19 protein-coding genes are annotated in these 24,014 nt (G+C 42.5%); 8 read left to right on the top strand and 11 right to left on the bottom strand.

The window, feature by feature from the left end; all coding sequences use genetic code 11:
- Positions 1-19: 19 nt before the first annotated feature.
- Positions 20-1,306 (bottom strand): alpha-L-fucosidase, encoded by a 1,287-nt coding sequence (locus tag NST74_RS08820; protein ID WP_341111563.1) that lies wholly within the window; start codon positions 1,304-1,306, stop codon positions 20-22.
- Positions 1,307-1,333: 27 nt separating this feature from the next.
- Positions 1,334-2,722, bottom strand: coding sequence for an alpha-L-fucosidase (locus NST74_RS08815; RefSeq protein WP_341111562.1), 1,389 nt, complete (start codon positions 2,720-2,722; stop codon positions 1,334-1,336).
- A 213-nt stretch (positions 2,723-2,935) separates the two neighbouring features.
- Here NST74_RS08815 and NST74_RS08810 point away from each other — a divergent pair, with 213 nt between their 5' ends.
- Positions 2,936-5,197, top strand: a complete 2,262-nt coding sequence (locus tag NST74_RS08810) for a helix-turn-helix domain-containing protein (protein WP_341111559.1) — start codon at positions 2,936-2,938, stop codon at positions 5,195-5,197.
- Positions 5,198-5,290: 93 nt separating this feature from the next.
- Here NST74_RS08810 and NST74_RS08805 read toward each other — a convergent pair whose 3' ends face one another.
- The 3 genes from NST74_RS08805 to NST74_RS08795 are packed head-to-tail and all read right to left on the bottom strand — an operon-like array spanning position 5,291 to position 8,812.
- Positions 5,291-6,904, bottom strand: coding sequence for an extracellular solute-binding protein (locus tag NST74_RS08805; RefSeq protein WP_341111558.1), 1,614 nt, complete (start codon positions 6,902-6,904; stop codon positions 5,291-5,293).
- Between the two features lie 35 nt (positions 6,905-6,939).
- Positions 6,940-7,848, bottom strand: a complete 909-nt coding sequence (locus tag NST74_RS08800) for a carbohydrate ABC transporter permease (RefSeq protein WP_042125774.1) — start codon at positions 7,846-7,848, stop codon at positions 6,940-6,942.
- 16 nt (positions 7,849-7,864) lie between these two features.
- Entirely contained in the window at positions 7,865-8,812 is a 948-nt protein-coding gene (locus tag NST74_RS08795; RefSeq protein WP_339291294.1) for an ABC transporter permease, read from the bottom strand.
- A gap of 497 nt (positions 8,813-9,309) precedes the next feature.
- Here NST74_RS08795 and NST74_RS08790 point away from each other — a divergent pair, with 497 nt between their 5' ends.
- From NST74_RS08790 to NST74_RS08765, 6 genes are all read left to right on the top strand, one after another.
- Positions 9,310-10,260, top strand: coding sequence for an ABC transporter permease (locus NST74_RS08790; RefSeq protein ID WP_339289992.1), 951 nt, complete (start codon positions 9,310-9,312; stop codon positions 10,258-10,260).
- Positions 10,261-10,271: 11 nt separating this feature from the next.
- Positions 10,272-11,198 (top strand): carbohydrate ABC transporter permease, encoded by a 927-nt coding sequence (locus NST74_RS08785; RefSeq protein WP_341111556.1) that lies wholly within the window; start codon positions 10,272-10,274, stop codon positions 11,196-11,198.
- Between the two features lie 92 nt (positions 11,199-11,290).
- Positions 11,291-12,796: an ABC transporter substrate-binding protein gene (locus NST74_RS08780; RefSeq protein ID WP_042125767.1), complete on the top strand. Its 1,506-nt coding sequence runs from the start codon at positions 11,291-11,293 to the stop codon at positions 12,794-12,796.
- Positions 12,797-12,983: 187 nt separating this feature from the next.
- A complete protein-coding gene (locus tag NST74_RS08775) occupies positions 12,984-14,723 on the top strand; it encodes a sensor histidine kinase (RefSeq protein WP_341111553.1) in 1,740 nt (579 codons plus the stop codon).
- 2 nt (positions 14,724-14,725) lie between these two features.
- Entirely contained in the window at positions 14,726-15,487 is a 762-nt protein-coding gene (locus tag NST74_RS08770; protein WP_076121812.1) for a response regulator transcription factor, read from the top strand.
- Between the two features lie 40 nt (positions 15,488-15,527).
- Positions 15,528-17,021, top strand: a complete 1,494-nt coding sequence (locus NST74_RS08765; RefSeq protein ID WP_341111552.1) for an ABC transporter substrate-binding protein — start codon at positions 15,528-15,530, stop codon at positions 17,019-17,021.
- Positions 17,022-17,096: 75 nt separating this feature from the next.
- Here NST74_RS08765 and NST74_RS08760 read toward each other — a convergent pair whose 3' ends face one another.
- The 3 genes from NST74_RS08760 to NST74_RS08750 form a co-directional block, all read right to left on the bottom strand.
- Entirely contained in the window at positions 17,097-18,587 is a 1,491-nt protein-coding gene (locus NST74_RS08760; protein ID WP_341111550.1) for a DHA2 family efflux MFS transporter permease subunit, read from the bottom strand.
- A gap of 17 nt (positions 18,588-18,604) precedes the next feature.
- The gene (locus tag NST74_RS08755; RefSeq protein ID WP_341111548.1) at positions 18,605-19,204 is read right to left on the bottom strand and encodes a TetR/AcrR family transcriptional regulator; all 600 of its coding nucleotides are present in this window, start codon (positions 19,202-19,204) and stop codon (positions 18,605-18,607) included.
- Positions 19,205-19,421: 217 nt separating this feature from the next.
- Positions 19,422-20,102, bottom strand: coding sequence for a hypothetical protein (locus tag NST74_RS08750; RefSeq protein WP_341111545.1), 681 nt, complete (start codon positions 20,100-20,102; stop codon positions 19,422-19,424).
- A 295-nt stretch (positions 20,103-20,397) separates the two neighbouring features.
- On the opposite strand from NST74_RS08750, the gene NST74_RS08745 reads away from it, so the two are divergent.
- A complete protein-coding gene (locus NST74_RS08745; RefSeq protein WP_341111544.1) occupies positions 20,398-21,789 on the top strand; it encodes a SpoVR family protein in 1,392 nt (463 codons plus the stop codon).
- Positions 21,790-21,890: 101 nt separating this feature from the next.
- Here NST74_RS08745 and NST74_RS29960 read toward each other — a convergent pair whose 3' ends face one another.
- The 3 genes from NST74_RS29960 to NST74_RS08735 all read right to left on the bottom strand — a co-directional run bounded on the left by NST74_RS29960 (position 21,891) and on the right by NST74_RS08735 (position 23,834).
- Positions 21,891-22,148: a GNAT family N-acetyltransferase gene (locus NST74_RS29960; protein ID WP_149645844.1), complete on the bottom strand. Its 258-nt coding sequence runs from the start codon at positions 22,146-22,148 to the stop codon at positions 21,891-21,893.
- Between the two features lie 396 nt (positions 22,149-22,544).
- The gene (locus NST74_RS08740; protein WP_341111542.1) at positions 22,545-23,441 is read right to left on the bottom strand and encodes an AraC family transcriptional regulator; all 897 of its coding nucleotides are present in this window, start codon (positions 23,439-23,441) and stop codon (positions 22,545-22,547) included.
- Between the two features lie 183 nt (positions 23,442-23,624).
- Complete coding sequence (locus tag NST74_RS08735; protein WP_341111540.1) at positions 23,625-23,834, bottom strand: hypothetical protein; 210 nt, start codon at positions 23,832-23,834, stop codon at positions 23,625-23,627.
- Between the last annotated feature and the right edge of the window lie 180 nt (positions 23,835-24,014).

The raw sequence follows: 24,014 nt of genomic DNA, 5'->3' as shown, positions 1-24,014 counted from the left end.
CTTTATCCGTTAATGTACTTTAGTTGTGCGTTACAACTGCGCCTGAACCGCCGTACATCTCAATTTCTTCATCGAATTCCAATTTTAGTACTGTCACTTGTTCATGCATATCTTCAGGTGTTATCTGAATCCAAGTTGTACCTGGTATATGAAACCATGGCACACCACCGTGAATTTCATGGGTGAGCTCCTTGCCTGAGTGAAGCACCGTAATCTTTCTAATTGGATTACACAGCCCTTTGAGGCAAATGTTCTCCTTCGGCGTATCATAAACGAAGAGGTACAAGTTCTTCTTATCTGGAGACAATGTACTGCCACCCAGGTAGTAGCGTGTCATAATACCCTCTTGTGTTCCAAAGATGGCTTCTTCATGTGTACGTATCCAATCACCTAATCCGAGCAAGATCGCTTCCTGCCTAGGATCAATCGTTCCATCCTCCATGGGCCCAATATCTAAGAGCATATTCCCGCCCATGCTGATACAGTCACAGAACATTCGGATCATTTGATTTAATGATTTATAATTGTGGTCTGTATGCACATAACCCCAGGACGTATTTATCGTCGTGCAGAATTCCCACGGCCCTTCCGGACGCGTAATGGGAAGACCTTGCTCGGGAGTCTTATAATCCCCATACCCTTGCAAGCGTGAGTTTATAATAAGGTCAGGATTAAATGATTTTAAATAATCTTTAAATGCTGGCAATCCCCACTGCTCTGCGCTTCGTTCCCAATCTCCATCGAACCATAACAGATCAACCTGACCATAATCTGTTAACACTTCTCCTAGTTGATTGCGGTTAAATGCCAAAAATCTCTCCCATCGCTCTGGATCTTGGACACCATCCATCGGACTTGAATAACGATTTACATGTCTCAAATCATCTGGTACGACACCATTCTCATAGACTGAAGGATAATCAGGATGAGACCAGTCAATGAGGGAGTAATACATCCCTACGCGAAGACCCTGATCTCGAATCGCCTCAGACCACTCCTTAATAATATCTCTCTTGGCAGGTGTCGCCTTCATAACGCTCAAATCACTGAACTTCGTATCAAATAATGCTATCCCGTCATGATGCTTCGTCGTTAGAACAGAATACTTGGCTCCTGACTTCGCAATCAGCTCTGCCCAATACTTCGCATCAAAATTAGAGGCTGTAAAACCATTCAATTGCTTCATATAGTCCTCATAAGACATTCTCCCGTTATAGAAAGACCATGATTCTGCAACGCCTTGTACCGCATAAATCCCATAGTGAATGAAAATTCCTAGCTTTGCGTCCATAAACCATTGTTGCATCTGCTCTTCCTCCCATAGTTCAACTCGTTATTTTATGCGAAATACATGTGCAATTGGGGCAATTCCCGTAAGCTCGCTCTCTGGTAAATGAACGATCAATCCCGTTGTTGTTCGTTCGAATGTTAGATTTTCTTGTCCGCCAACAAGATCTATTTGCGTCAAAGCCTGCACGAGTGGAATATAAATCTCACTGATCACAAGTTCCTGCTCTTTTGAGTACAGATGGATAGCATAGATGACATCGCCTTTTTTTGTGAAATGTGTATTTCCAACGGAGTATGGCGCACATATGCGTGTTCCATAAATCGCCTCACCATGGACTTTGAGCCAACTGCCCATTCCTTTCATCCGATCCATCGCTGCTCTTGACAAGCGGCCGTCTGGTTGTGGTGCGACATTAAGTGCCAGGTTACCACCTTTGGCTACAACTGCAACGAGCAAATGAATTAATTGACGTGTCGTCTTGTAATGATCCTCATACCGATAAGAGAACGCAGTCCCCATCGTAATACAGCTCTCCCACGGGATATGCATTGGATGCTCAGGCAATGTTTGCTCTGGCGTAACGACATTCTCATATGGTCCGCCAACGGTGCGGTCTGCACTTAACAGCCATGGCTGATGCTGACGTGCTTTTTCCACCACTTCACCCAGCCGAATATCCTGTGGATTATTTTTATTCTGTGGGCATACCCACCCCGCATCCAACCAGAGCATTTCAATCCGACCATATTTCGTCATCAATTCCATGATCTGATCATGTGTGTATTGTACGAATTGCTCCCATAGCCACGGATAATCTTGTGTTGGATACGAAGGACCTCGATTCATGAACGTCCCCGTCCCCATACCTGGAGCCCAGTATGTTGGTGTGTGCCAATCCGCTTTGGAGAAATAGGCGGAGATCCCAAGTCCCTTGGCCCGAAATGCATCAAATACGTTCTTACAGATATCCGCGTACTTATGTGCATGGAAAGGACAATCCTTACCCGTGATACGATAGTCTGTTGTCTTCGTGTCCCACATACAGAAGCCATCGTGATGCTTTGTTGTGAAGTTCAAATATTTAAAGCCACCTTCTGCCGCAACCTCTGCCCACTTCTCAGGCTCAAAACGAAGCGGATTAAATGTTTTATTCAGCCCGAAGTATTGCCGCTTCAGCTCCGTCGAATCAACCCCCCAATCAATATCGTCCCGTGACCAATCTCCATCTTTATCACTAAGCGCCCACGATTCAACAAGTCCAAGCTGCGAATAAGGTCCCCAGTGCATCATCAAGCCCAGCTTCTGATCCTTGAACCATTCCAGCTGATCTAATAGCTGCGAATCCTCCGGCTTAACGTAATCCTCCTCTGTGCTGTAATTATGAACTCCTTCAACAACAATTTGCTCCTCGACAACATTAGCGTCATTCATTTACACGACCTCCATGCAGCTCTTCTGAGGCTGCGATTCTATTGATTTAGTATGATATATTTTCAAAAAAACATTTGACATAAAAATAAATATCCGCTATAAACATCCTATTATTGAATATAAATAAGGATTCAAGCGCCGATCTATACCTGCTGTATTCATAGCTTGATAGGAACATCTCCATGTATACGCCATAAAAAGGGGGAAAACACTTTGAACTATAACTATTTCAAATCGAAATTGTTTCTGAAATTCACCGGTTCGTATCTACTTATCCTTCTTATTCCGCTTATATTTGTAATCGTTTTCATTTACCGAAATGCTACCGATAATTTACAAAAAGAGATTGAAAATGCTCACTTTAATCAGCTCACCCAAATTAAAACGGTGGTGGATGGACGCATGAATGATTTAAGAGATATGGCGTCACGGATGTCATACGACGCTCGTCTCGCTCATTATCGCATACTGGATCCTTATGAAAGTCGTGACGCGATAGCGGCACTAGATAGCTACAAATCTTCCAATTCCATTGTGGAGGATATATTTCTGTACTATCATCATGACCCTAATATTTATTCCAACCATGGCATGTATAGCCTGGATGTATTTCGTAGCTCCTATCAGTTTGGAAGCTGGATGAATGATGAACTTGTGACTGCTTTAAACACGTCCAAATTTCCATCCATTCGACTTACGAACATGCTGAATCAAAATTCACCACTCGAGAAATCTGTATTAACCTATATCCTGCCGATCATTCCCAACACCTCAGATCCATATGCTTCTGTCATGTACCTCATTAAAGAGAAAGAGTTGGCATATCTGATCGATTCCGTTCTCGGTAACTATCGAGGATTAACGTATATTTTTGATAATCATGGACGTGTTTTATCCTATAGTGGCCATGGAGATACAGCTCGCCAACAGGATATCCAACGGTTATCAGAGCTTCCACCCGGCATACATAATCTATCGATAAACAATGAAGATCATTCGGTTATTTCCGTCACATCGGATGTTAATGGCTGGTCATATGTGACTTTAATGGCGAGTAATCAATTTTTCAGTAGCGTACTTAATGTTCGGAGCTTCATCATTATTTTATTCATTGTGATCGCCATTGTAGGAACGGCCATCGCTCTATTATTCGCTCGGATGCAATATCTTCCGATTGCTGAGCTCGTTCGCTTCACGAACAAAAAAACAGATACACCGGCCTCCGGAAATGAGCTCGAGTATATACGAACAACATTACAGCAGTATAGCTCCAAGGTTGATCTCCAAGAGCCCTATGCACGCAACCATGTTCTCTCCATGCTATTAAAGCATGGACATGCACAAATGATGACGCATGGAATATTCGATACCTTTCATCTGCACTTCGACCAAAGTCATCATTTTGTCATGATGATGGGCTGGGATGACTTAGAACAGCAGCATCTTCAGGCGCGACAAGAAGTACATCGCAAGCTTGCGTATATTAAATTTCCAGCGCTTGCTGCACAAGTATACGGTGTAGAGCTCCCACAATTGGATCAGCTCGCACTCATTGTGAGCTTACAGCTCGAAGATGATGAGGCACTCGCAACACAAATCGTTCAGATCGTCGATGCGATCCGTGATTATACGTTAGGCATAATGGATATCCACCCGATGATCGGTGTAGGCAAATGTTATGAGAGCCCTCAGCAGCTTAATCAATCCTTTGTTGAGGCTTGCTCCGCCTTCGAATTACGTAAATCAACCGAGCTTGGAACCACCGTGTATTTTGAAAAGCTATCCAGTGCCCATGATCAAACGGTGTTACTCCCTAGTAACGAGCTATTAAAGCTTGCACAAAGCTTGAAGCAGGGCAACTACGAAGTCGCCAAACAAATTATTCACACAGCCATCCATGGGCTTGATAATAAACAACGATCTACCCTGCTGATGCGATGCGTACTGTTCGACCTGTTGAATACCATGCTCAAAACTGCAGCTGAGCTAAAGATGGATAACATGATGCAGTCTGCTTCTCCCCACTTCATGAATGGTCCCGTCCATCTTATAGAGCAGAATTTCTACCGTTTAGCCACTCAGATTTGTACACAGGTAGAGCAGACGCATAAAAAAGAAGAACATTCACTCATGGATCATATCGTTGCTTTTATCGACCAGCACTATGATGATCATTCACTTAGCCTTGAATCTGTTTCTGCTGCGTTTACGATTTCACCTTCTCATCTCAGTCGTTCATTCAAGGATAAGGTCGGCATCAACTTCGTCCAATATATTTGGCAAAAACGATTAGATAAGGTCAAGGAACAGCTCGTAATAACAAGTGATCCGTTAAAAGATATTATCCAGCGCGTCGGCTACCTCGACACACCAAACTTTATTCGAAAATTCAAAAAGGAAACCGGTTATACCCCGGGCCAATATCGACAGATGAATAATAATCATCCCAATACTGAGCCTAACGATACCGTATAATCCTTCCTCGCCTAGGGTTTATCATAACTTCCCGGTCATGCCTAGCATGACCGGGAAGTTTTTCAGCATATGAGAATGTATAAGCTTCACAAATTATTTGCTAGCAGCCCAAGTATCGTATGCTTGTTGATACGTTGATTCGAGCTTCTCATACCCCATTTTTTTCATTTGAGCGATATATTTGTCCCAATTGGATAATGGCTCTGCACCTGTAACGAATTTCGCTTCCATTTCCTTCACGTATTTATCCAAATCGGAACGGAGTGTTTTGATTTCCGTCTGTTGGTCTACCGTCAGGAATACCGATGGGAAGGGAGCCTTTGCAATAGGCGTAAGCTTTGTAGCTGTTTCTTTGTCAATCCAGTCATCAAAGCTAGTACGAAGACCTAAAACATAGCTGTTCTCATAGGAACCTGGTGTATTAATCCCGTAGTTTGGCGTGATTGTACCGCGGTATTCTTCACGATCCGTACCATCTGGAACTGGCAGCCATTCTTTCTCGCCTGTTGCTTTATCTTTGTATTTAAATAACGTACCTTCTGGTCCATACGCCCAGAAGGAATACCCTTCTTCGCTAAATTGGTAATCAATCCAGCGCATACTTGCCTCCGGGTTCGGGTTCGTGTTTGAAATCGCGAAACCGCCAATGGTGTTAATACCAGGATGCTTGCCGTATACAGGTGTTCCAGCAATATCACTAGATACAGGCTGCATCATCGGGTTATCTTCACTCGGTTCACCACCAAGCGTGAAGTATGGGAAATAATCGGAGAATAAGGCCACTTGATTGTTTTTCCCTTTTGCTTTCTTCTGCTCATCGGTTTGAGAGAATGTTTCATGATCCAGCAAATTCTCGTTCCATAAGCGATTCAAGAAGGTTAAATATTCTTTGTAGGCTGGTTCAGCTTGTGGAAAGTGTACTTTGTTCTCCTTATCTACGTAGATATCCTCGTTATACATCCCCCAGAATCCGAGGAAGAACATCCGTAAATCATCTAATTTCACAGAGGATAGAGGAACCTCATCGTCTTTACCGTTTCCGTTCGCATCTTCCTCTTTAACCTTCTTCAAATAGTTGTATAGCTCTTCTGTTGTCTGCGGTAATTTGTTTTCCATGCCGAACTTCTTCAAGAACTTCCCGTTATACCACATCGGTCCACGATACCACACCGCAGATGGCTGAATATTGCGTAGTGCATAGATATGTCCATCTGGTGTTGTCATTGATTTGCGAATATCCGGATTTGCATCGAGAATTTTTTTTAAATTAGGTGCGTAGCCCTCATCAATGTATTTTTCTAAAGGAAGCAACAATCCTTGACTTCCGTAGGTAACTTGATCCGATCCTTTTAGATCCGCCGCATAGAAAATATCGGGAAGTGTACCGCTTGCAAATACCAAATTCTTTTTCGTCTCAAAGCTGTCTTGTGGGGCGTTTTGAATCTTTAACTTAATATTCGTCATCTTCTCGTATTCCTGAATAACAGGCATCTTGTTCCAATCCTGACGCCCTACATCCGGTGCCATAATAGACAGCTCAATCGGATTATCCACGATAGGAAAGCCCGTCTTATGAACCTCTGCGGCTGTGTCTGAGCTTTCTGTGCTTGCCGTCCCCTTATCGCTACTCGATCCACATGCAGTAAAAATAGAAATTGACATGGAAAGACATAACAACATGAGTCCAGTTTTACGATAATTCATCATACAAAAACCTCCCCTTTTTTACTTGTATCTTAAGATCAACCCTTAACAGAGCCAATCATGACACCTTGCACGAAATAACGTTGCAAGAATGGATAGACAGCAATAATCGGAAGTGTAGATACGATAATGACCCCATACTTCACAAGTGAAGCAATTTCCGCCTTGTTGTTCTGGGCTGCTGCAGCTGTCGCATCGATAATGCCACCTACTTGAGATTGCATTTCCTGAAGAACGAGAATCTGACGAAGCACAAGCTGCAACGGATATTTCGCATCATCATTCAGGTAGATCATGGCGCCGAAATAGCTGTTCCAATGCCCTACCCCGTAGAATAAGGCCATCACTGCGATAATTGGCATCGATAACGGGAGAACAATCCGCAGGAATAATCGAATATTCGTCGCGCCATCGATTTGAGCCGCATCTTGAAGCTCAGCTGGAATGGAGTTCGCGAAGAAGGTACGAGAGACGATAATATTCCAGATTGACGCTGCGCCAGGAATTACCAGTGCCCACATCGTGTTGACCATGCCTAGCCCCTTTACCAACATGTATGTAGGGACGAGACCGCCTCCAATGAACATCGTTACCATGAACATCCCCATGAAAAACCCACGGCCTACAAAGTCCTTACGACTGAGTGCATATGCCGCTGGCATCGTAACGACCAAGTTAATCGTTGTGCCTATCAATGTATACAAAATCGTATTTCCATACCCCGTCCAAATCTTCGAGTTCTGAAATACAATCTCATACCCCTTAAAGGTAATTCCTTTTGGAAAGAGCCACATTTCACCGGAAGCAACCATCTTCGGATCACTGATGGATGCGCTAATAATATATAAGATGGGATATGCGACTAACAGCAATGCAATTGCCACATACGTATAGATGCAAATTAGGAATATTCGGTCTCGCTTAGATAGCTTTATACCTGATACCATAAATTCCAACCTCCTTCTACCATAGACTGTTCTCGCTCGTACGGCGGACAATCTGATTCACCGTAATGAGCAGGATGCAATTGACAATGGAGTTAAATAAACCAACAGCTGTTGAGAAGCTATATTGCGCATCGACAAGACCAGATCGATAGACAAAGGTTGAAATCACATCAGAGCTTGACATATTTAACGAATTTTGCAGAAGTAATATTTTCTCAAAACCTACACTTAACAAGCCACCCATATTCAAAATTAATAGAATGGTCATGGTCGGTATAAGCGCTGGTATATTGATGTGGCGAACACGTTGAAAGCGAGTGGCCCCGTCAATGATTGCCGCTTCATGCAAGCCTGGGTCTACACCCGAGAGAGCCGCCAAATAAATAATCGTCCCCCAACCCGCACTCTGCCACACGCCTGAGAATACATACATCGTCTTAAACCAACCAGGACTTGTCAGAAACTGCGGTGCACTAAAGCCTAAACCTTCAATGGCATGAATAATCATACCGTTCGATGGAGACAAGAAGGTAATAATCATCCCCGCCATAACAACGACAGAAATGAAATGAGGTGCATACGTAACGGTCTGAACAAGTCGCTTGAAGAAGCCATCCTTCACTTCGTTAAACGCAAGCGCCAGAATAATTGGGATTGGGAATCCAATGGCTAATTCATACAAGCTAATACTGAGCGTGTTCCACAGCAAATCCCAGAAATAGTACGAGTTAAAAAATCGAATGAAATGATCAAAGCCTACCCATTCACTGCCAAAATAGCCTTTTGACGGAATGTAGTTCTTAAAAGCAATCTGAATCCCATACATCGGTCCATAGCTGAAAATGAGGAAGTAAAAGAATGCGGGTGCGATAAAAATGTAAAGCTCCCAATTCTGACAAATCTTCTTCCATGTCTCGTTTCTGCCCTTACGCTTTTCTTTCGGTGCTGAATTCACAGTTCGCATATGTACGCTTCCTGTTTCATGCATCGCGACATCCCCTCCTTATAGGTAATGATGAGAACATTCTGATCATCGAGTGAGCATCATTATCTATCGAATTGTTATCAATCGCATTAATGCTAGCGCTTACATTTACACTATATAGAATCGCTCAAATCGTAAATATGTCATTTTCGCTTATCAAGAATTTCGTGTTGTACTGCGGGATGATTTACGTTTCACCGCTATGTTGATGTTCTAGAAGAGTGTCATTCTTGCGCTTTTCGCCCATAATTCCGTTGCATTACAATGCCAAAGCTGCTCAAAGAGGCAATGTGTATAAATCTCCATAGCACATGTTTTTTTTGCGTTTTTAAAGGAAATTCATCCTGAATCTAACGTTTGTTGACTGAAGTATCATGTTTCTTAACTGGAAGCCTCTCATCGTACTTCTATAAAATTAATTTAGGGAAAGCGGTTACAAAGGCAGCATGTATGAAACACATGAAGGAGTGGATGATATGAGCACTAAACTTGAACGGAACAAATCTAGAAAGCGCATACACTGGCGAAAGCAAGATTCCGAGTTAACCCTGCTCGCCTTGCCGACATTGATCTGGTATATCTTATTTTCTTTCTTACCGATGTTCGGTATGGTTATCGCTTTTAAAAATTTTAAAATAAGCGGCAACTTTATTAGCAACGTACTAAATAGTTCTTGGGTCGGCTTCAAAAACTTTGAATTCTTATTCAAATCCAATGATGCCTGGATCATTCTTCGCAACACGATAGGGTATAACATCATCTTCATTATTCTTGGCATCGTGTTACCAGTAATGTTCGCCATTATGATCAGCCTGCTGCATAGCCGCAAAGCAAGCAAGGTTTATCAGACCATGATGTTTCTGCCCTACTTTCTGTCATGGGTAGTCGTCTCTGCTGTAGGTTGGGCCTTCTTCAGCTTTGATAAAGGCATCCTCAATCAATTTCTTGCCAGCCTTGGACATGATGCTGTGAATTGGTATATGGAACCGCAATATTGGCCCTACATTCTTATCTTTTTAAACATCTGGAAGAGCATTGGTTACGGCATGATTATTTATCTCGCAACCATTACAGGAATCGACAGCACCTATTATGAGGCTGCAGTTATTGATGGAGCATCCATCTGGCAGCAGACACGCTTCATTACCTTACCCATGCTAAAGCTGGTCATTGTAATGATGTTCATCCTGTCGGTAGGTCGTATTTTCTACACGGATTTCGGACTATTCTATCAGGTCACGCGCGACTCCAACTCCCTCTACAATGTGGCCACAACAGTTGATGTCCTAGTTTATAAACAGTTAAAAACCGCCACTGTAGGAATGGCATCCGCTGCCGCTTTTGTCCAATCCATGCTGGGCTGTATTACAATTCTGAGTGCCAACTGGATCGTGAAAAAAATTGATTCCGACAGTGCAATGATTTAGGAGGTGAGACAATGGCAAAGAGAACCTATCAATCTGGCTTGGAGAAATTCAACCGTACAAGTAACGGTATAAATGCTGTGTTTACCCTAATTTTTATTCTGATGGCAATTGCCTGCGTTGTGCCTGTGATCGTCGTGTTATCCATCTCGCTTACCGATGAGTCCTATATTCGTGAAACGGGATACAGCATTCTTCCAACCGCACTTTCCGCAGACGCATACGCTTATATCGCCAAACAGGGAACGATGATTCTGCGTGCGCTAGGTGTATCCCTGCTTGTAACAGTCGTAGGTACTGTACTTGGCGTGCTGCTCACCACAACGATGGGATACGTCATTTCACGTCCTGGTTACAAGCTGAAGAACTTCCTCACCTGGGTTGTATTTATCCCGATGGTATTTAACGGTGGTCTTGTATCCAGTTATTTTATCAACACAAACTTCTTGGGACTCAAAAATAGTGTTTGGGCACTCATTCTGCCGCTCGCAGTATCATCGTTTAACGTTATTATTTGTAAAACCTTTTTTAGGAGCACAATCCCTGATGGCTTAACCGAATCTGCTGAAATTGACGGGGCTAGTCAGTTTCGCACCTTCTTCTCAATCATCCTCCCCATCTCATTGCCTGTACTAGCTACGATTGGACTGTTCCTTTGCTTCGGTTACTGGAACGACTGGTTTCAATCGATGCTATATATCGATAATCAGAATCTGTATTCGCTCCAAGCGCTGCTTAACAGCTTGATGTCCAATGCTGATGCGCTCGCCAGAAACTCCATAAGTATGGGGATCAGCTTCGCTGAGCTTGTCGCAACAATGCCCAAGGAATCTGCCCGCATGGCAGTTGCTATTCTCATCGTGTTGCCTGTTGCCTGCGCATATCCCTTCTTCCAGAGATACTTTATTACCGGCCTTACCATTGGCGCAGTGAAAGGCTAGTTCCGAAATAAGCCAAGCCCAGCTTGGTTTATGATAGATAACCGTACTTTTACTACGGTACATTTCATCATTCAACACTAGGAGGAGTTAAAGTGAAGAACACCCTCAAGTTCGCCTCAACATTATGTATTCTCGCATTAATGCTGTCCCTGCTTGCTGCATGTGGCAACTCGAACTCGAATTCGAAGCCAGCATCCACAGCAACCAATGAAAGCGAGAGTGGTACGACGGCTACTGATGCACCAACCACCAAAGAAATCCCTACATTGGTATGGTGGCTGATCGGCGGACAGGTTCCTGAGAACTTTAGTAAAGCAGTTGAGCAGATGAACGAATACACCGCTGAGAAAATCGGTGTCAAAGTGGATATTAAGGTGGCTAGCTGGGGCGAATGGGATACAAAAATCAACACCATTGTGAATACGGGTGAACCCTTTGATATGATGTTTACCAACAATACAAAGTACAGTAAACAGGTCGCTATGGGAGCGTTCGCTGACATTACAGATCTGGTACAAAGTGAAGCTCCTGAACTTTACAAGTCTATCCCTACCAAAGTATGGGATGGTGTGAAAATTGGTGGAAAATATTTCGCTGTACCGACGTATAAGGATTCTTCATTAACTCAATATTGGGTGTTCGATGACAAGCTTGTACAAAAATATAATATCGATTACCAAAACATTAAAACGATGCAAGATTTAGACAAACCCTTCCATGATATGAAAGCTGGTGAAGGCAAGAGCTTCTACCCGTTGCAGTTGATCCAAGGCGAAGGCTTCCCAGGCATTTTAAACAATTATGATGATATGACTTTAGGGTTCAATCCTATTGGAGTTAACGTGGAGGATGCTTCCCGGAAAGTCGTGTCCGTGTTTGAACAACCGGAAGTGATGACTAACTTAAAGCTGCTGCATCAGTGGTATAAAGATGGTATTGTTAACCCGGATGCACCAACTAAAACTGAAGGCGACAAATACAGAGCGTTCTTCTCCGCACAAGCCTTCCCTGGTGCAGAAGCTGGCTGGCAAATCACCGCAGGGATTGACAAATACGTCATGACGCAAATTTTTGGTCCTTTGTATACAACTAGTACAATTCAAGGCTCGATGAATGTAATCTCGGCAAATTCCAAATACAAAGTGGAAGCTATGAAATATTTGCAATTAGTGAATACAGATCCCAAATTACGAAATATGCTTGCGTTTGGTGAATTAGGCGTCGATTATAAGAGCATTGACGGAGAGAAATCAATCGAGCGTATCAGCGATACCTGGCCTTTAGCAGCATACTCCCAAGGCACCTTCTTCAATCTTGCGGTTACGAAAGGAGCTCCTCTAGACCAGTGGGAACAAGTAAAAAAATTGAACGAGCAAGCAGCATCTTCCAGCATATTGGGATTCGCACTGGATATTGGCGAGTTGCAGACTGAGGTTGCGAACTGCCAAGCAGTATATGATAAATATAGATATGAATTGCTCACAGGCGCTTCTGATCCTGAGAAGGTAATCCCTAAATTGCTGTCTGAGCTGAAAAATGCCGGAATGGACAAAATTATGCAAGTGGCTCAAGAACAAATCAACAATTACTTTAAGTAACCCTTATCGAACGCACATGGTATATCAGCGCTGATATACCATGTGTTTTCCTTTACTCCTCTAAAAAATTTATTTGAACTAAAGGTACGCTTCATATATATTTACAGTGAATTATATGCTCTCTCAACCACAGCAACGAGAGACTTATTCCTCTATATTATGTGTCTGACCTTAGGGGGCATTACAAATGAGGTTTTGGAGGAGTTCTTTTTTTCATATTAAGATATATCGCAATAAATTCTGGGCTTACCTGATTTTTATTGTAACCATCGGGGTAACACTGGGTACTATGACCAGCGCTATACTTGTTAATCAATGGATCGGTAACGCGCGGATTGAAGCTGCGAATGCCTTTTCCCGTATTGAGAACAACTTTCAGAATGATGCCGATCGGATTGAAGCTTACATGCAAAGATTGTATTCCAATCATGATCTGATGAATGACGTCCGTTATTTTATGAGCTCTTCCGTCGAAGGGTATTTGACTAAAAGATTGGAGAATAGCCCTTATTCATCACAAGCACTGCTCTCTTTTCCTGAGGATACTAAAACTTATCTATACAGCTGGGCACAGGGAGATATAACCCAAATCAGCGTTCATACTAAGGATTACGGAAATGTTATTTATTTTAATAGTTTTGGTATTCCTAGCTTCCAGTTTGGCGTTCCAAATACTAACGAAATTTTCGATGAAAGTATACAGAAGGGCTTCGTCTCTCACAAAAAACTAAATCAAAGTGCTACGGAAGCAGGGGAAATCCGCTTTCAGATCAGCAGCAAGCGAATATTCAGTATCGTAAATAATTATCAACTCGGTAATGCGGCTGTAATTAACTCTACCGGGGAGATATTCATTATTGGTAACAATGAATCCATGACTGATGAAATCACCCAACAAGCGGTTGCGAATAATAAAAATCACGGCTTTATCTTAAATAAAGGATATATTCCCATTTTCTTTGTTACCTTTTCATCCACCAAATACAATTATCAATTGGTTAGTACAGTAGACTTGGCTGCACTTATACGTCAGCACAGCACGGTTTTGCTCAATATTTTTATGATCGTCTTTACCGCTATGATCTGTGTACTGCTGCTCGTAGTCTACAATCTTCGTGATGACTCACGATTTCTACACCGTATTATACAGTCAATCAAACGTGCGAAAACTGCCGACTTCACCCCAAATAAGCCTGCACGTTATCGTATGAATGAATATGGTATGATTGCTCGCGAAGTCGACGATATGATACACCAATTAGACAAATATATTCGGAACGAATACTTGCTTAAACTAAAACAGCAGGAAGCAGAAATGAAAGCGCTTCAACATCAAATCAATCCTCATTTTCTTTATAACACCTTAGAAGTCATTCGATCTACTGCATTGGTTCATCAGAATGAGCCTACCGCAGACGCGATTGCAACGCTGGGAGCGTTATATAGAGAAATTGTTAAGAAAGAAAATATCATTTCAATTGGTAGCGAACTAGAACTGTTGCGGAAGTACCTCCAAATAATGGAGTTTAAATATCCTGAGCACTTTTTTTATCAAATGGATGTTGAAGATTCTATTCTAGCTCTCCCTACTGTGAAGTTCTGGATGCAGCCCTTGGCAGAAAATTTCTTTGTCCATGGGTTTAATATCAATAAAGAATTTAATTTATTTATCGTGTCAGGCTGGGAAGATGAGAACTACTATAGGCTGGATTTCATTGACAACGGAGTACGAATCGATGAAGAACGGCTAACTGCTATCAGGCGAACCCTTTCGAGTAATAATGACCAAACCACCAAAAGCATTGGATTATATAATGTCTATGCCCGGTTACAATTTTTCTATCAAGAGGATTTCTCGATTAGCATTGAAAACAATGATGAAGCTGGTGTCAAAATCTCTGTACAGATTTCTAAAAGAGGTGATTAGATATGTACAAACTTTTGATTGTGGATGATGAACCTCAGATTTTGGAAGGTATGAAACGTATTCTGGATTGGGAGCACTACGGATTCAAACAAATCGAAACAAGTGACTCCACTGAAGATGCTGTATTTAAAGCCGTAGATCTAATTCCTGACATTGCTATTATTGATGTGTGTATCGGCAAAAATCTAGGGTATGATGCGATCCAAAAGCTAAATGAAGTGAACCTTCCAACCAAATATATTATTATAAGCGGTTATAGTGACTTTCAATATGCCCAGCAAGCCATTCGTTGCGGAGTGAAGGATTACCTGTTAAAGCCTGTGGACCGAATCAAGCTGCAGGAGGTCATTGAAAAAATAATTATCGAAGATTTACATGGCACGATTAGAGATGTGAATGCGGACTCTATGAGTATTGATCCAGTATTGGGGATTCATTACGATGCCTTATCCAAGCTGGTCAATCGTATATTAATTATGATTAAAACAGAATTCGCTCATAATATTTCGTTAAAATCCGTCGCAGACCGCTTTCAAATGAACAGTACCTATCTTGGACAAATCTTCATTAAAGAAACAAGTATGAAGTTCTCAGAGTATCTAATGAGCTATCGCATGCATCGTGCACAAGAGCTCATCCAAACGACTAATGAGAAAATACACTGGATTGCCCTTTCAGTTGGTTATAACAACCTGAATTATTTTTATACACAATTTCAAAATCATTTTGGTACCTCTCCCTCAAGTTTACGGATGAAAAGTTAAGGCTGGATGTATATTGCAAAGTGATTTAGGGGGCCGTGTCATGAATAGATATAGCTGCTTCATCTGTGGTATTATTCTGCTGTTCATTTCACTGTTAACTGGCTGCAACAAGCAGAATATGAACGCTGCGAGCTTTAATACAGAACCCGTTGTAAATCTGATCTATTATACCATCGGTGATCCTGATAAGGATCTTGCTCTAGTTAATGACAAAATTAACGAGATATTGATGAAAAAAATTGGAATTACGATAACCTATAATAAAATTGGTTGGCAGGAATATGCTGATCGCATGAATACAATGATCTCCTCTGACAGTCCTTTTGATATTGCGTTTGCTCCGGATTATGCTAAATATGCCAAACGTGGGGTATGGCTGAAGTTAGATGACTATTTCATGAATCTAGCCAAAGATATGTACCTCGCTATTGATCCCATATTTTGGAAAGGTGCTAAGATGGATGACGGGTTCATCTACGGCGTCCCCACCAACAAAGAATTGGCTGTACGCGAGAATTGGATGTATCCTGATTCTCTGGTAGAAAAATATAATATTAAAGTTAACCAATATAACACACTGGAATCGCTCGAACCGCTGCTTCGCATGATACAAAAAAATGAACCCGATTATTTGCCCATGGAGCTTGATCGAGACTCACACAATTTTTTTGCGATGTACGGCTACGAATATATAGGGGACAACAGACTCCCATTAATGATCCAATCTCTGGATCCTGCTGCTCCTGTGGTCAATATCTTCGAAACCCGTGAAGCCAAACATATATTGGATACGTTAAGACGTTACTATCAATTAGGGTTCATTAATCAAGACGCCGCTTTGCGAGAACCAGGAAGCTTGAAACATGGTGTAAAGGTATTTTGGGAATCTGGTAGTGGCGGTCCACTCTCTGAGAGCGTCTGGAGTAACGATCTGGGGTATAAAATTGTAACCAATCCAGTAACACCCGAGGTGGCAACTACAGAAGCTGTACGCGGAGGGATGATGGTTGTGAAGGCAAATACGAAGCATCCTGTGGAGAGCATCAAATTTCTAAACCTATTGAATACCGATCCTGACCTGCGTAACTTATTTCAATACGGCATTGAAGGCGTTCATTATACACTGGATCAGAATGGTCAGGTTGTCCTAAGTTCGATAAAAGACAGTCAAGGAAATCCGCTTCCCAAGGCGAACGGTGGCTACACTGGCATACAATACACTCAGGGAAACTGGTTTATCTTAAGTACATTAGGTGGAAGCTACCCTGACCCACTAAACAAGTGGGAACAATTCCGCATCTACAACTCCAAGGTTGTGGAGTCCAAAGTACTGGGCTTTACGCCCGATCTGTCAGAGATAAGCGAGCAAATTGATAACATTGAGATTGTCTGGCGCAAGTATTATCCAAGCCTCATGACAGGCAGTGTCGATGTCGATACCATTCTCCCGAAATTCAACCATGAGCTGTATGAAGCAGGGATTAATAAAGTACGTATGGTGATCCAGAAACAGCTCGATCGTTGGCGGGAATAGGAAGACACCGTAAAGAAATGCCCCTCAAGTGAGACACTTTAGATAAAGTGACCTTCTTGGGGGGCTTTTTATTAACTAGTGACCCATCATCATAGCTGGATCTACCTCTTCGCCACTCTTTGTGACTTGTTGTATCTTCGGCTTGCGAAGGATAAGGGACATAGCAATACCAACACATACGATACAAGCGGTCAGGAAAAATGTATCTCCAAAGCCAGCTACTAAGGCAGTTTGTGGATTACCTGTCTTTCCGATTGTCGCCATGTGAGTATTTGTATGAGAAGTCAGGTAAGCTGTAAGACCTGTTACTGCGAACGATACGACAACCTGTTGCGCTGCTGAAGTCAACGGTGTCACACGGCTAACCAAATGACGTGGAGCTGAGTTTAATACATGTGTATTAAGTGGCATCATCGTTGATCCCATCCCTAACCCCATCACACACACCGACACGATAACCATCCAAATCGGTGTATCCACGTTTACCGTTGATAGTATAAACATCGCGATGGCGATAACACTCAACCCACAGAACGCTAGTGGACGAGCTCCAATTTTATCAAACAACCTGCCACTAATCGGCATCATAAGACCGGCGCACAACGCTTGCGGCATCACGATCCAACCGGTATGAAGTGCGGTATATCCTTTAATATTCTGTAAATACAACGGAATCATCAGCGTAGCGCCAAACAATGCCATCTGTACGATCCAAGTAAGAATAATACCACGTGTGAAATCAGATGATTTAAACACCTTCAGTTCAAGCAAAGGATACTTCTGTCTAAGCTCTACCACTATGAACAATATTAATGCGATACCACCGATTGTTAAGCCTGTAATAGCACCTGTTGAAGACCAATCTGCTCCCCCTTCACTCACACCATAAGCAAGCATAGCGAATGCGATCGGAGCAAGACACATCCCGAGAATATCAAGATGTGTTGACTTCTGCGGTTCAGTCTTCGGTAAGTATTTTTTACCCAAAATGAAGGCCACAATACCAATTGGCAAATTGATAATGAAGATCCAGTGCCAACTCACGTAATCGACAAGATAACCGGATATTACAGGACCAAAAGCTGGCGCCATCAGCATTGGAATTCCAAGAACACCCATAATAGAGCCACGACGTTCAGGCGGAGCTAATTTGAATACCATTGCCATCCCGATCGGTGCAACCATACCTCCGCCTAGACCTTGAATAATACGGAAAATAATCAGTTGTTCAGGTGATTGGGCTAAGCCGCACAGAACAGACCCTAACGTAAACAGCACAATCGTTACAAGGAAAATACGCTTTGATCCAAATTTATCGGTCATCCAACCGGCAAGCGGAATTACTGCGGATAGTGCCAATGTGTAACCCGTTATCGCCCATTGAATTGTCTTTAGATCAGTATTGAAATATTCCACTAATTTAGGAACTGCATTGTTAACAACTGTACTGTCCAGAATAACCATAATCATACCGACGATTATCGCAAGCAGTGGAGGCAGAATAGCTTTCAGAGAGAACGTGTCGCCTTCCTGCGTAAGGGGTTTTGTTGAAGCATTTGATGTCATTGTGATACCTCTTCTTTCTAAGTTTTGACTGAATATTTGTGAAAATAATGCTCGAAAAACAAGTCGATACTCTCCTCAATCGATATAGGGATATCGAGTAACGACGATTGAATGTGATTGTTCGGCTGACATTTAGAAGCAGACACTTTGGTGAACGGTGACATAATGGCAGCAAACATATGCTGTGTCATCAACAATACGGTCTTTGGATCTGTAACACCTGTCACTTCTGTCATGACTGCGCTTAATTTTTCGAACCCTTGTTGTTTCATAAAATGTACATATTCGGCTACCGATTCAAACAGTGGATCATGGCCAAGAATTCGCTTGAGCAAATCAGGATAATCATTAAGAAATGAGGCGTACTTCAAAATAAATTGTTTCAGCCGTTCGATAGGCGGATATTCCACAACATCAAATATGTCAAACGCCGAGCGGAATGTTTCCAGGACTGTCTTCATCGCTTCATGCATAAGCTTGTCTTTCGACCCGAAATAATAATTAATTAGCGCCACATTGGTGCCAGCTTCACTAGCAATCATCCGAATAGTGACACTATCAATCCCTTCGGACTTAATCAAATGCAGCGTTGCGTCTAAAATCTTCTCCTTCGTCATAGAACTCTCCTCATCTCGACATACAATTAAACAGCGTTTAAAACAATGATTAATATACCTCGAAAACTAAATCTGCGTCAATGGAAATTTCAGAAAGTAATATACACAGTTTTCAACAAAGACTGACTCATGCGATGAAGTGCTTAATTTTGGAGAACAAAAATAACCGGTCGAGAATGTATCTCGCCGGTTTATTGTGTTTGTTGTTATGTCAATGTTAACCATTCGTTCGATCCTTTAATACCGATTGTAATGACTCAATTGCCTTGTTCATTAAGTAGGGCTCCGTTATCCATCGTCTAGGATGTGATAAACGTCCTTTATTATCAACGGCGCATACTCGTTGATGTATTATTTGTTCTGACCAATCCATAATCTGCTTCATCTTTTCGTCAAATACTTTGTTTACAAATCCCATAATAACAAAACTCGATCTGTTGCACTCATCCAGAAATGCCTCTCGAGAATGAGTTATAGAATCCTCCAGCAAGTATAGTCTCTCAGGGGCTAGGACTTTCTTAGCTCGATCATGACATTCTTCTGCCTTCCCACCTTTAGATTGACGGACATTCGAAAGATTGTACACACGCAATATCCCATTCGGTTCAGAAAATCCTTCGTACCCGCTCCTTATTGCTTTTATAATATTACGCATGGTTAAGTCAGGAGTATTAACGGCTTTAAATTCATCTTCTGAACTTTCTCCATTTTTAAATGCCTTCCATCCTGGACTTTTATTAAATTCAAAACTGCCTGGATTAGTCATAACTACCATACCAAGCTGTTCCTTAGAGTCCCCAAATTGAATTTCTGTAGAATGACGTATTAATAAGACTTCATTACCATTAAATACTCGAATCATAGAAGCCGTAACACGTTCCGGATATTTTAATGTCATATCGCAACCACCTTTCACTACTCGTGCGCCATAACCATTCTATTCTTCTATCGAATTAATAATTCTCCACGATAATTAATATGATGGTATTTTGATAACTGCAAGCTACTTACGAATCACCTTGAGAAAATCATAAAGATATATAACGGATTCTCCCTCCCGTCATATTGCCCCTCCCCTACCCATATACATAATATGAACTACATTGATCGACCCATCTATTTGAAGCCAAACCCCATTTCGTGAGGGTTTATTCAGGTTGGATCTACAGAATTATAGGAGGGAGCACAGAATCATGCCAAGCGAAGAAATTAATGCGCTGGAGCGGGCGATTGCTGAAATTACGGAAATAGCTACTGGCTTTGGCTTGGATTTTTATCCTATGCGCTATGAGATATGCCCTGCCGATATTATTTATACATTCGGTGCTTATGGAATGCCGACTCGATTTGGTCACTGGAGCTTCGGAAAGACGTTTCACAAAATGAAATCCCAATACGATTTCGGGCTGAGTAAAATATATGAGCTCGTCATTAACTCCAACCCTTGTTATGCCTTCTTGCTCGACGGGAACTCGCTGATTCAGAATAAGTTGATCGTCGCACACGTGCTGGCACACTGTGATTTTTTCAAAAATAATATGCGTTTCTCCATGTCCAACCGGGATATGGTCGAGAGCATGTCGGCTACAGCGGATCGGATCGCCGGCTATTCAGTAACCTACGGTACCGATGCAGTGGAGCGCTTCATCGATTCCGTGCTGGCCATTCAAGAGCATATAGATCCCAGCCTGATTCAGCCGCGCAAGCTAGGTAAGACCCATCTGCTGGAAGCCAAAATGAGAGAACTCAAAGACGCCCCTCCGGGAGGCTCCAAACCAGCTAATCCGTACGACGAGTTATGGAATCTAGACAAGAGCAATTCTGGACCACAGGAAGCAGCATCCGGAAATCGTGCGTTCCCACCTGAGCCGGAAAAAGATATTGTCTGGTTCATCCAGCAATATTCCACCGTCTTGGAGGATTGGCAGCGCGACATTATGACGATGCTTCATGATGAAATGCTCTACTTCTGGCCACAGATGGAGACGAAGATCATGAACGAAGGCTGGGCTTCCTACTGGCATCAGCGTATCGTCCGCGAACTGGATCTAACCGTTGAAGAAACCGTAGAATACGCTAAACTGAATTCCTCCGTTGTACAGCCCTCACGGCAAAGCCTGAATCCGTACTACCTGGGTTTGAAAATCTTTGAAGACATCGAACGCCGCTGGGACCGCGAGAAAATATTTGAGGTACGCGAGTTGGAATCTGATACCTCCTTTATCCGAAGCTATCTTTCCAAAGAACTGGTGAACGACCTCGATCTTTATGTTTTTGAGAAAAAAGGGCCAGAATGGAAAATCACCGACAAAGCATGGGAAAATGTACGGGATCAACTGGTTCTTGCCCGCGTCAATGGCGGGTCACCTTACTTGGTCATAGAGGATGCCGACTTCGAGAAGAATGGCGAGTTATTTATCACCCACCGCTATGAAAGTATCGAGCTGGATCTGAAGTATTTGGAGCGCACGCTCCCGCATATCTATTCGTTATGGGGACGGACCGTTCATCTACAGACCGTCGTGGAGGACAAAAAGGCGCGGTTCTCGTATGATGGCAAGAAGGTACAGCGGAAGTTTATTTAAAAGAGGAATAAGTGAATAGTGCTCTATTGCTTGAAAAATAAAGCGGCAGGACTGGACGCGTAGTACGTCCCTGGTCTGCCGCTCTTTATTTGGTCTGTTGATTATTCGGATTCATTTAACATCTTTGAAAAATATTTCGGAGCCTCAGTAAATCCTTGACGGGCATAAAATCTATGCGCATCAGTTCTTCTAGAGTGACAATGAACTTGAATTCGGTCACAGTTTCTTTTTCTAGCTAAATCAGTGCAATATTCCTCAAGCATCCGTCCAATGCCCTTACTCCTAATGGCATTGCTTACCACAAGATAGCTTATAATTGCAGTATCCCCTGTGAGCCCTAATTGAGGTATGTAATGCATGGAAATGCAGGCACTTCTCTAATCATCTGTTTACTCCCCTAGATTATCAAGTTACACGTCTATTTAATCTATTAGACTACGGGAGGGGATAAACGTCAATCCTGTCCTAATCAATTCATTTTCAGCTAAATAAATGAGAAAGCCCGCAGCGTGTAACCCGCTGCGGACCTTCTACGTCGACACCCCGTATCGACCGAATAATTGAACTTTGCAAATGCTGCTGAGGTAAAAGTAACGTAGGGGAAGTTTGGAACTGTAGGAGCGTAGCCTTCGCCTTTGTTTCTGGATTTAATCCGCTAAGGAATAATCAATAAATCCAGAGACAACAGCGACCGAAAGTCCAAACATTCCCTGAAGTTACGATCATCACCGAGCAGCATTTGCCCTTACACATGATTAGGTCGATTTTTTCACAGGAACATAAATCTCCATCACCGTATCCGGCCGCGAGTGGCAGCGTTCGTCATAGAATTCGAAATCCAGCTTACTATCATCATAGACGTAGCCGCTGTCCTTAAACCATTCTTCGAAGATATACTTCCAAGTGCTTTTTATAACCTGTGCAAACTGTATTTGCTCTGTATCCGTTGAAGTATCCACTGGCGGGGTTGTGAACACGGCATACTCAGCTTCCGGTACATCCATCGTCAGCATATCCTCTTCCACCTTGGAGTAGTCCTCTACAATAACACCTAGAAGATAGGTGGCATTGCCATTATCCGAAGAAGGAATACACAAACCGACCTCTCCGTGTTTAGGTGGGTTTAGTATTTTATACATTTTGGACTCCAGATTTTCACCTTCATAATGGCTCCAAAAAGAAGCAATATCCTTGGTGTACATACTTCCCGCAACATTGGTTTGAATCCCATAACCAGCGACCTTAAAAGCAGGCTTGCGAACAATAACAGGGTTCATTATAAAACCTCCGATTTCGAATAGTGTTGTTCCTTTAGTAAATCCGTCCATCCGTGCGGCATATTGTGTCGGGCTATAGCCAAAAACCTTACGAAAGGCCTTAGTAAATCCGCTTTGTGTCTCAAAACCATAGTCCAGCGCGATATCAATGATCCTTTTACCGGCAAATAATTCAATCGACGCTAAAGATAACTTCCGGCTCCGCACATATTCCATCACGGACATTTCCTTGCATAAGCTGAACACTCGGCAAAAATGATACACCGAATATCCGACCTCAGCGGCTATTTCTTCTACTGTAATATTTTCTTTGATATGAGCTTCAATATATTCAACACATTTCTCTATATCTTTACTGTAATTCAAGTGCAGCACCAACCTTCCCCCGTACGGTGATTTCATTATATCAACTGCAAGCGTGGAGGATTGTTCCTGTTTTGCTGAGCTGTGTTCACCCCCTATTCATTCTCTTTAATAAGCGCAAAAAAAAGGGATGAAGCGGCCTGATTAAGCCACTCCATCCCTTTTTCATTATTAAAGTAGCTTTAGTAATCGATACTATAGAACTGCGGCTTGAGAACGTGTGGTATGCATTTGAGGTGATACTTGACTTTCACCTGTTCCTGTCATCAGACCTGAACCTAGATCAACAGCCAAGGACTCCTCCACGTTAGGCAGTGGAACGACAGCATTCGATGGGAGCAGAGACACCTGATCGAGATAACCAATCCAAGAATGGGTCGGACTATCTTCATTACACCATATCAAGCGCAGATCCTGTAATCCATGATCTTCATTTGATGGGGTGAACTGAATTTCATACTTATTCGGTTCAGTTCCGATATCAGTTTCCCCTGTGTAGCTGAGGAACCGTGCAGCTGATGCGTCGTCTTATCATCTAACCCATCCTCCTTATTTCACCAAAAATAAATCCGCCCTTATTACCGA

Source organism: Paenibacillus sp. FSL F4-0125 (assembly GCF_038008565.1).
Classification (GTDB): domain Bacteria; phylum Bacillota; class Bacilli; order Paenibacillales; family Paenibacillaceae; genus Paenibacillus_AQ.
The sequence above is the reverse complement of the archived record's forward strand: the minus strand, read 5'-3'. Positions and strand labels throughout refer to the sequence as shown.

What these genes read in the sequence shown, in the direction of transcription:
- NST74_RS08755 (WP_341111548.1), bottom strand. Translation starts at nt 19,204, where the DNA reads ATGACGAAGGAGAAGATTTTAGACGCAACGCTGCATTTGATTAAGTCC.
- NST74_RS08745 (WP_341111544.1), top strand. Translation starts at nt 20,398, where the DNA reads ATGCCAAGCGAAGAAATTAATGCGCTGGAGCGGGCGATTGCTGAAATT.
- NST74_RS08790 (WP_339289992.1), top strand. Translation starts at nt 9,310, where the DNA reads ATGAGCACTAAACTTGAACGGAACAAATCTAGAAAGCGCATACACTGG.
- NST74_RS08750 (WP_341111545.1), bottom strand. Translation starts at nt 20,102, where the DNA reads ATGACATTAAAATATCCGGAACGTGTTACGGCTTCTATGATTCGAGTA.
- NST74_RS08775 (WP_341111553.1), top strand. Translation starts at nt 12,984, where the DNA reads ATGAGGTTTTGGAGGAGTTCTTTTTTTCATATTAAGATATATCGCAAT.
- NST74_RS08800 (WP_042125774.1), bottom strand. Translation starts at nt 7,848, where the DNA reads ATGGTATCAGGTATAAAGCTATCTAAGCGAGACCGAATATTCCTAATT.
- NST74_RS08820 (WP_341111563.1), bottom strand. Translation starts at nt 1,306, where the DNA reads ATGCAACAATGGTTTATGGACGCAAAGCTAGGAATTTTCATTCACTAT.
- NST74_RS08805 (WP_341111558.1), bottom strand. Translation starts at nt 6,904, where the DNA reads ATGATGAATTATCGTAAAACTGGACTCATGTTGTTATGTCTTTCCATG.
- NST74_RS29960 (WP_149645844.1), bottom strand. Translation starts at nt 22,148, where the DNA reads ATGCATTACATACCTCAATTAGGGCTCACAGGGGATACTGCAATTATA.
- NST74_RS08765 (WP_341111552.1), top strand. Translation starts at nt 15,528, where the DNA reads ATGAATAGATATAGCTGCTTCATCTGTGGTATTATTCTGCTGTTCATT.
- NST74_RS08815 (WP_341111562.1), bottom strand. Translation starts at nt 2,722, where the DNA reads ATGAATGACGCTAATGTTGTCGAGGAGCAAATTGTTGTTGAAGGAGTT.
- NST74_RS08785 (WP_341111556.1), top strand. Translation starts at nt 10,272, where the DNA reads ATGGCAAAGAGAACCTATCAATCTGGCTTGGAGAAATTCAACCGTACA.
- NST74_RS08760 (WP_341111550.1), bottom strand. Translation starts at nt 18,587, where the DNA reads ATGACATCAAATGCTTCAACAAAACCCCTTACGCAGGAAGGCGACACG.
- NST74_RS08770 (WP_076121812.1), top strand. Translation starts at nt 14,726, where the DNA reads ATGTACAAACTTTTGATTGTGGATGATGAACCTCAGATTTTGGAAGGT.
- NST74_RS08795 (WP_339291294.1), bottom strand. Translation starts at nt 8,812, where the DNA reads ATGCGAACTGTGAATTCAGCACCGAAAGAAAAGCGTAAGGGCAGAAAC.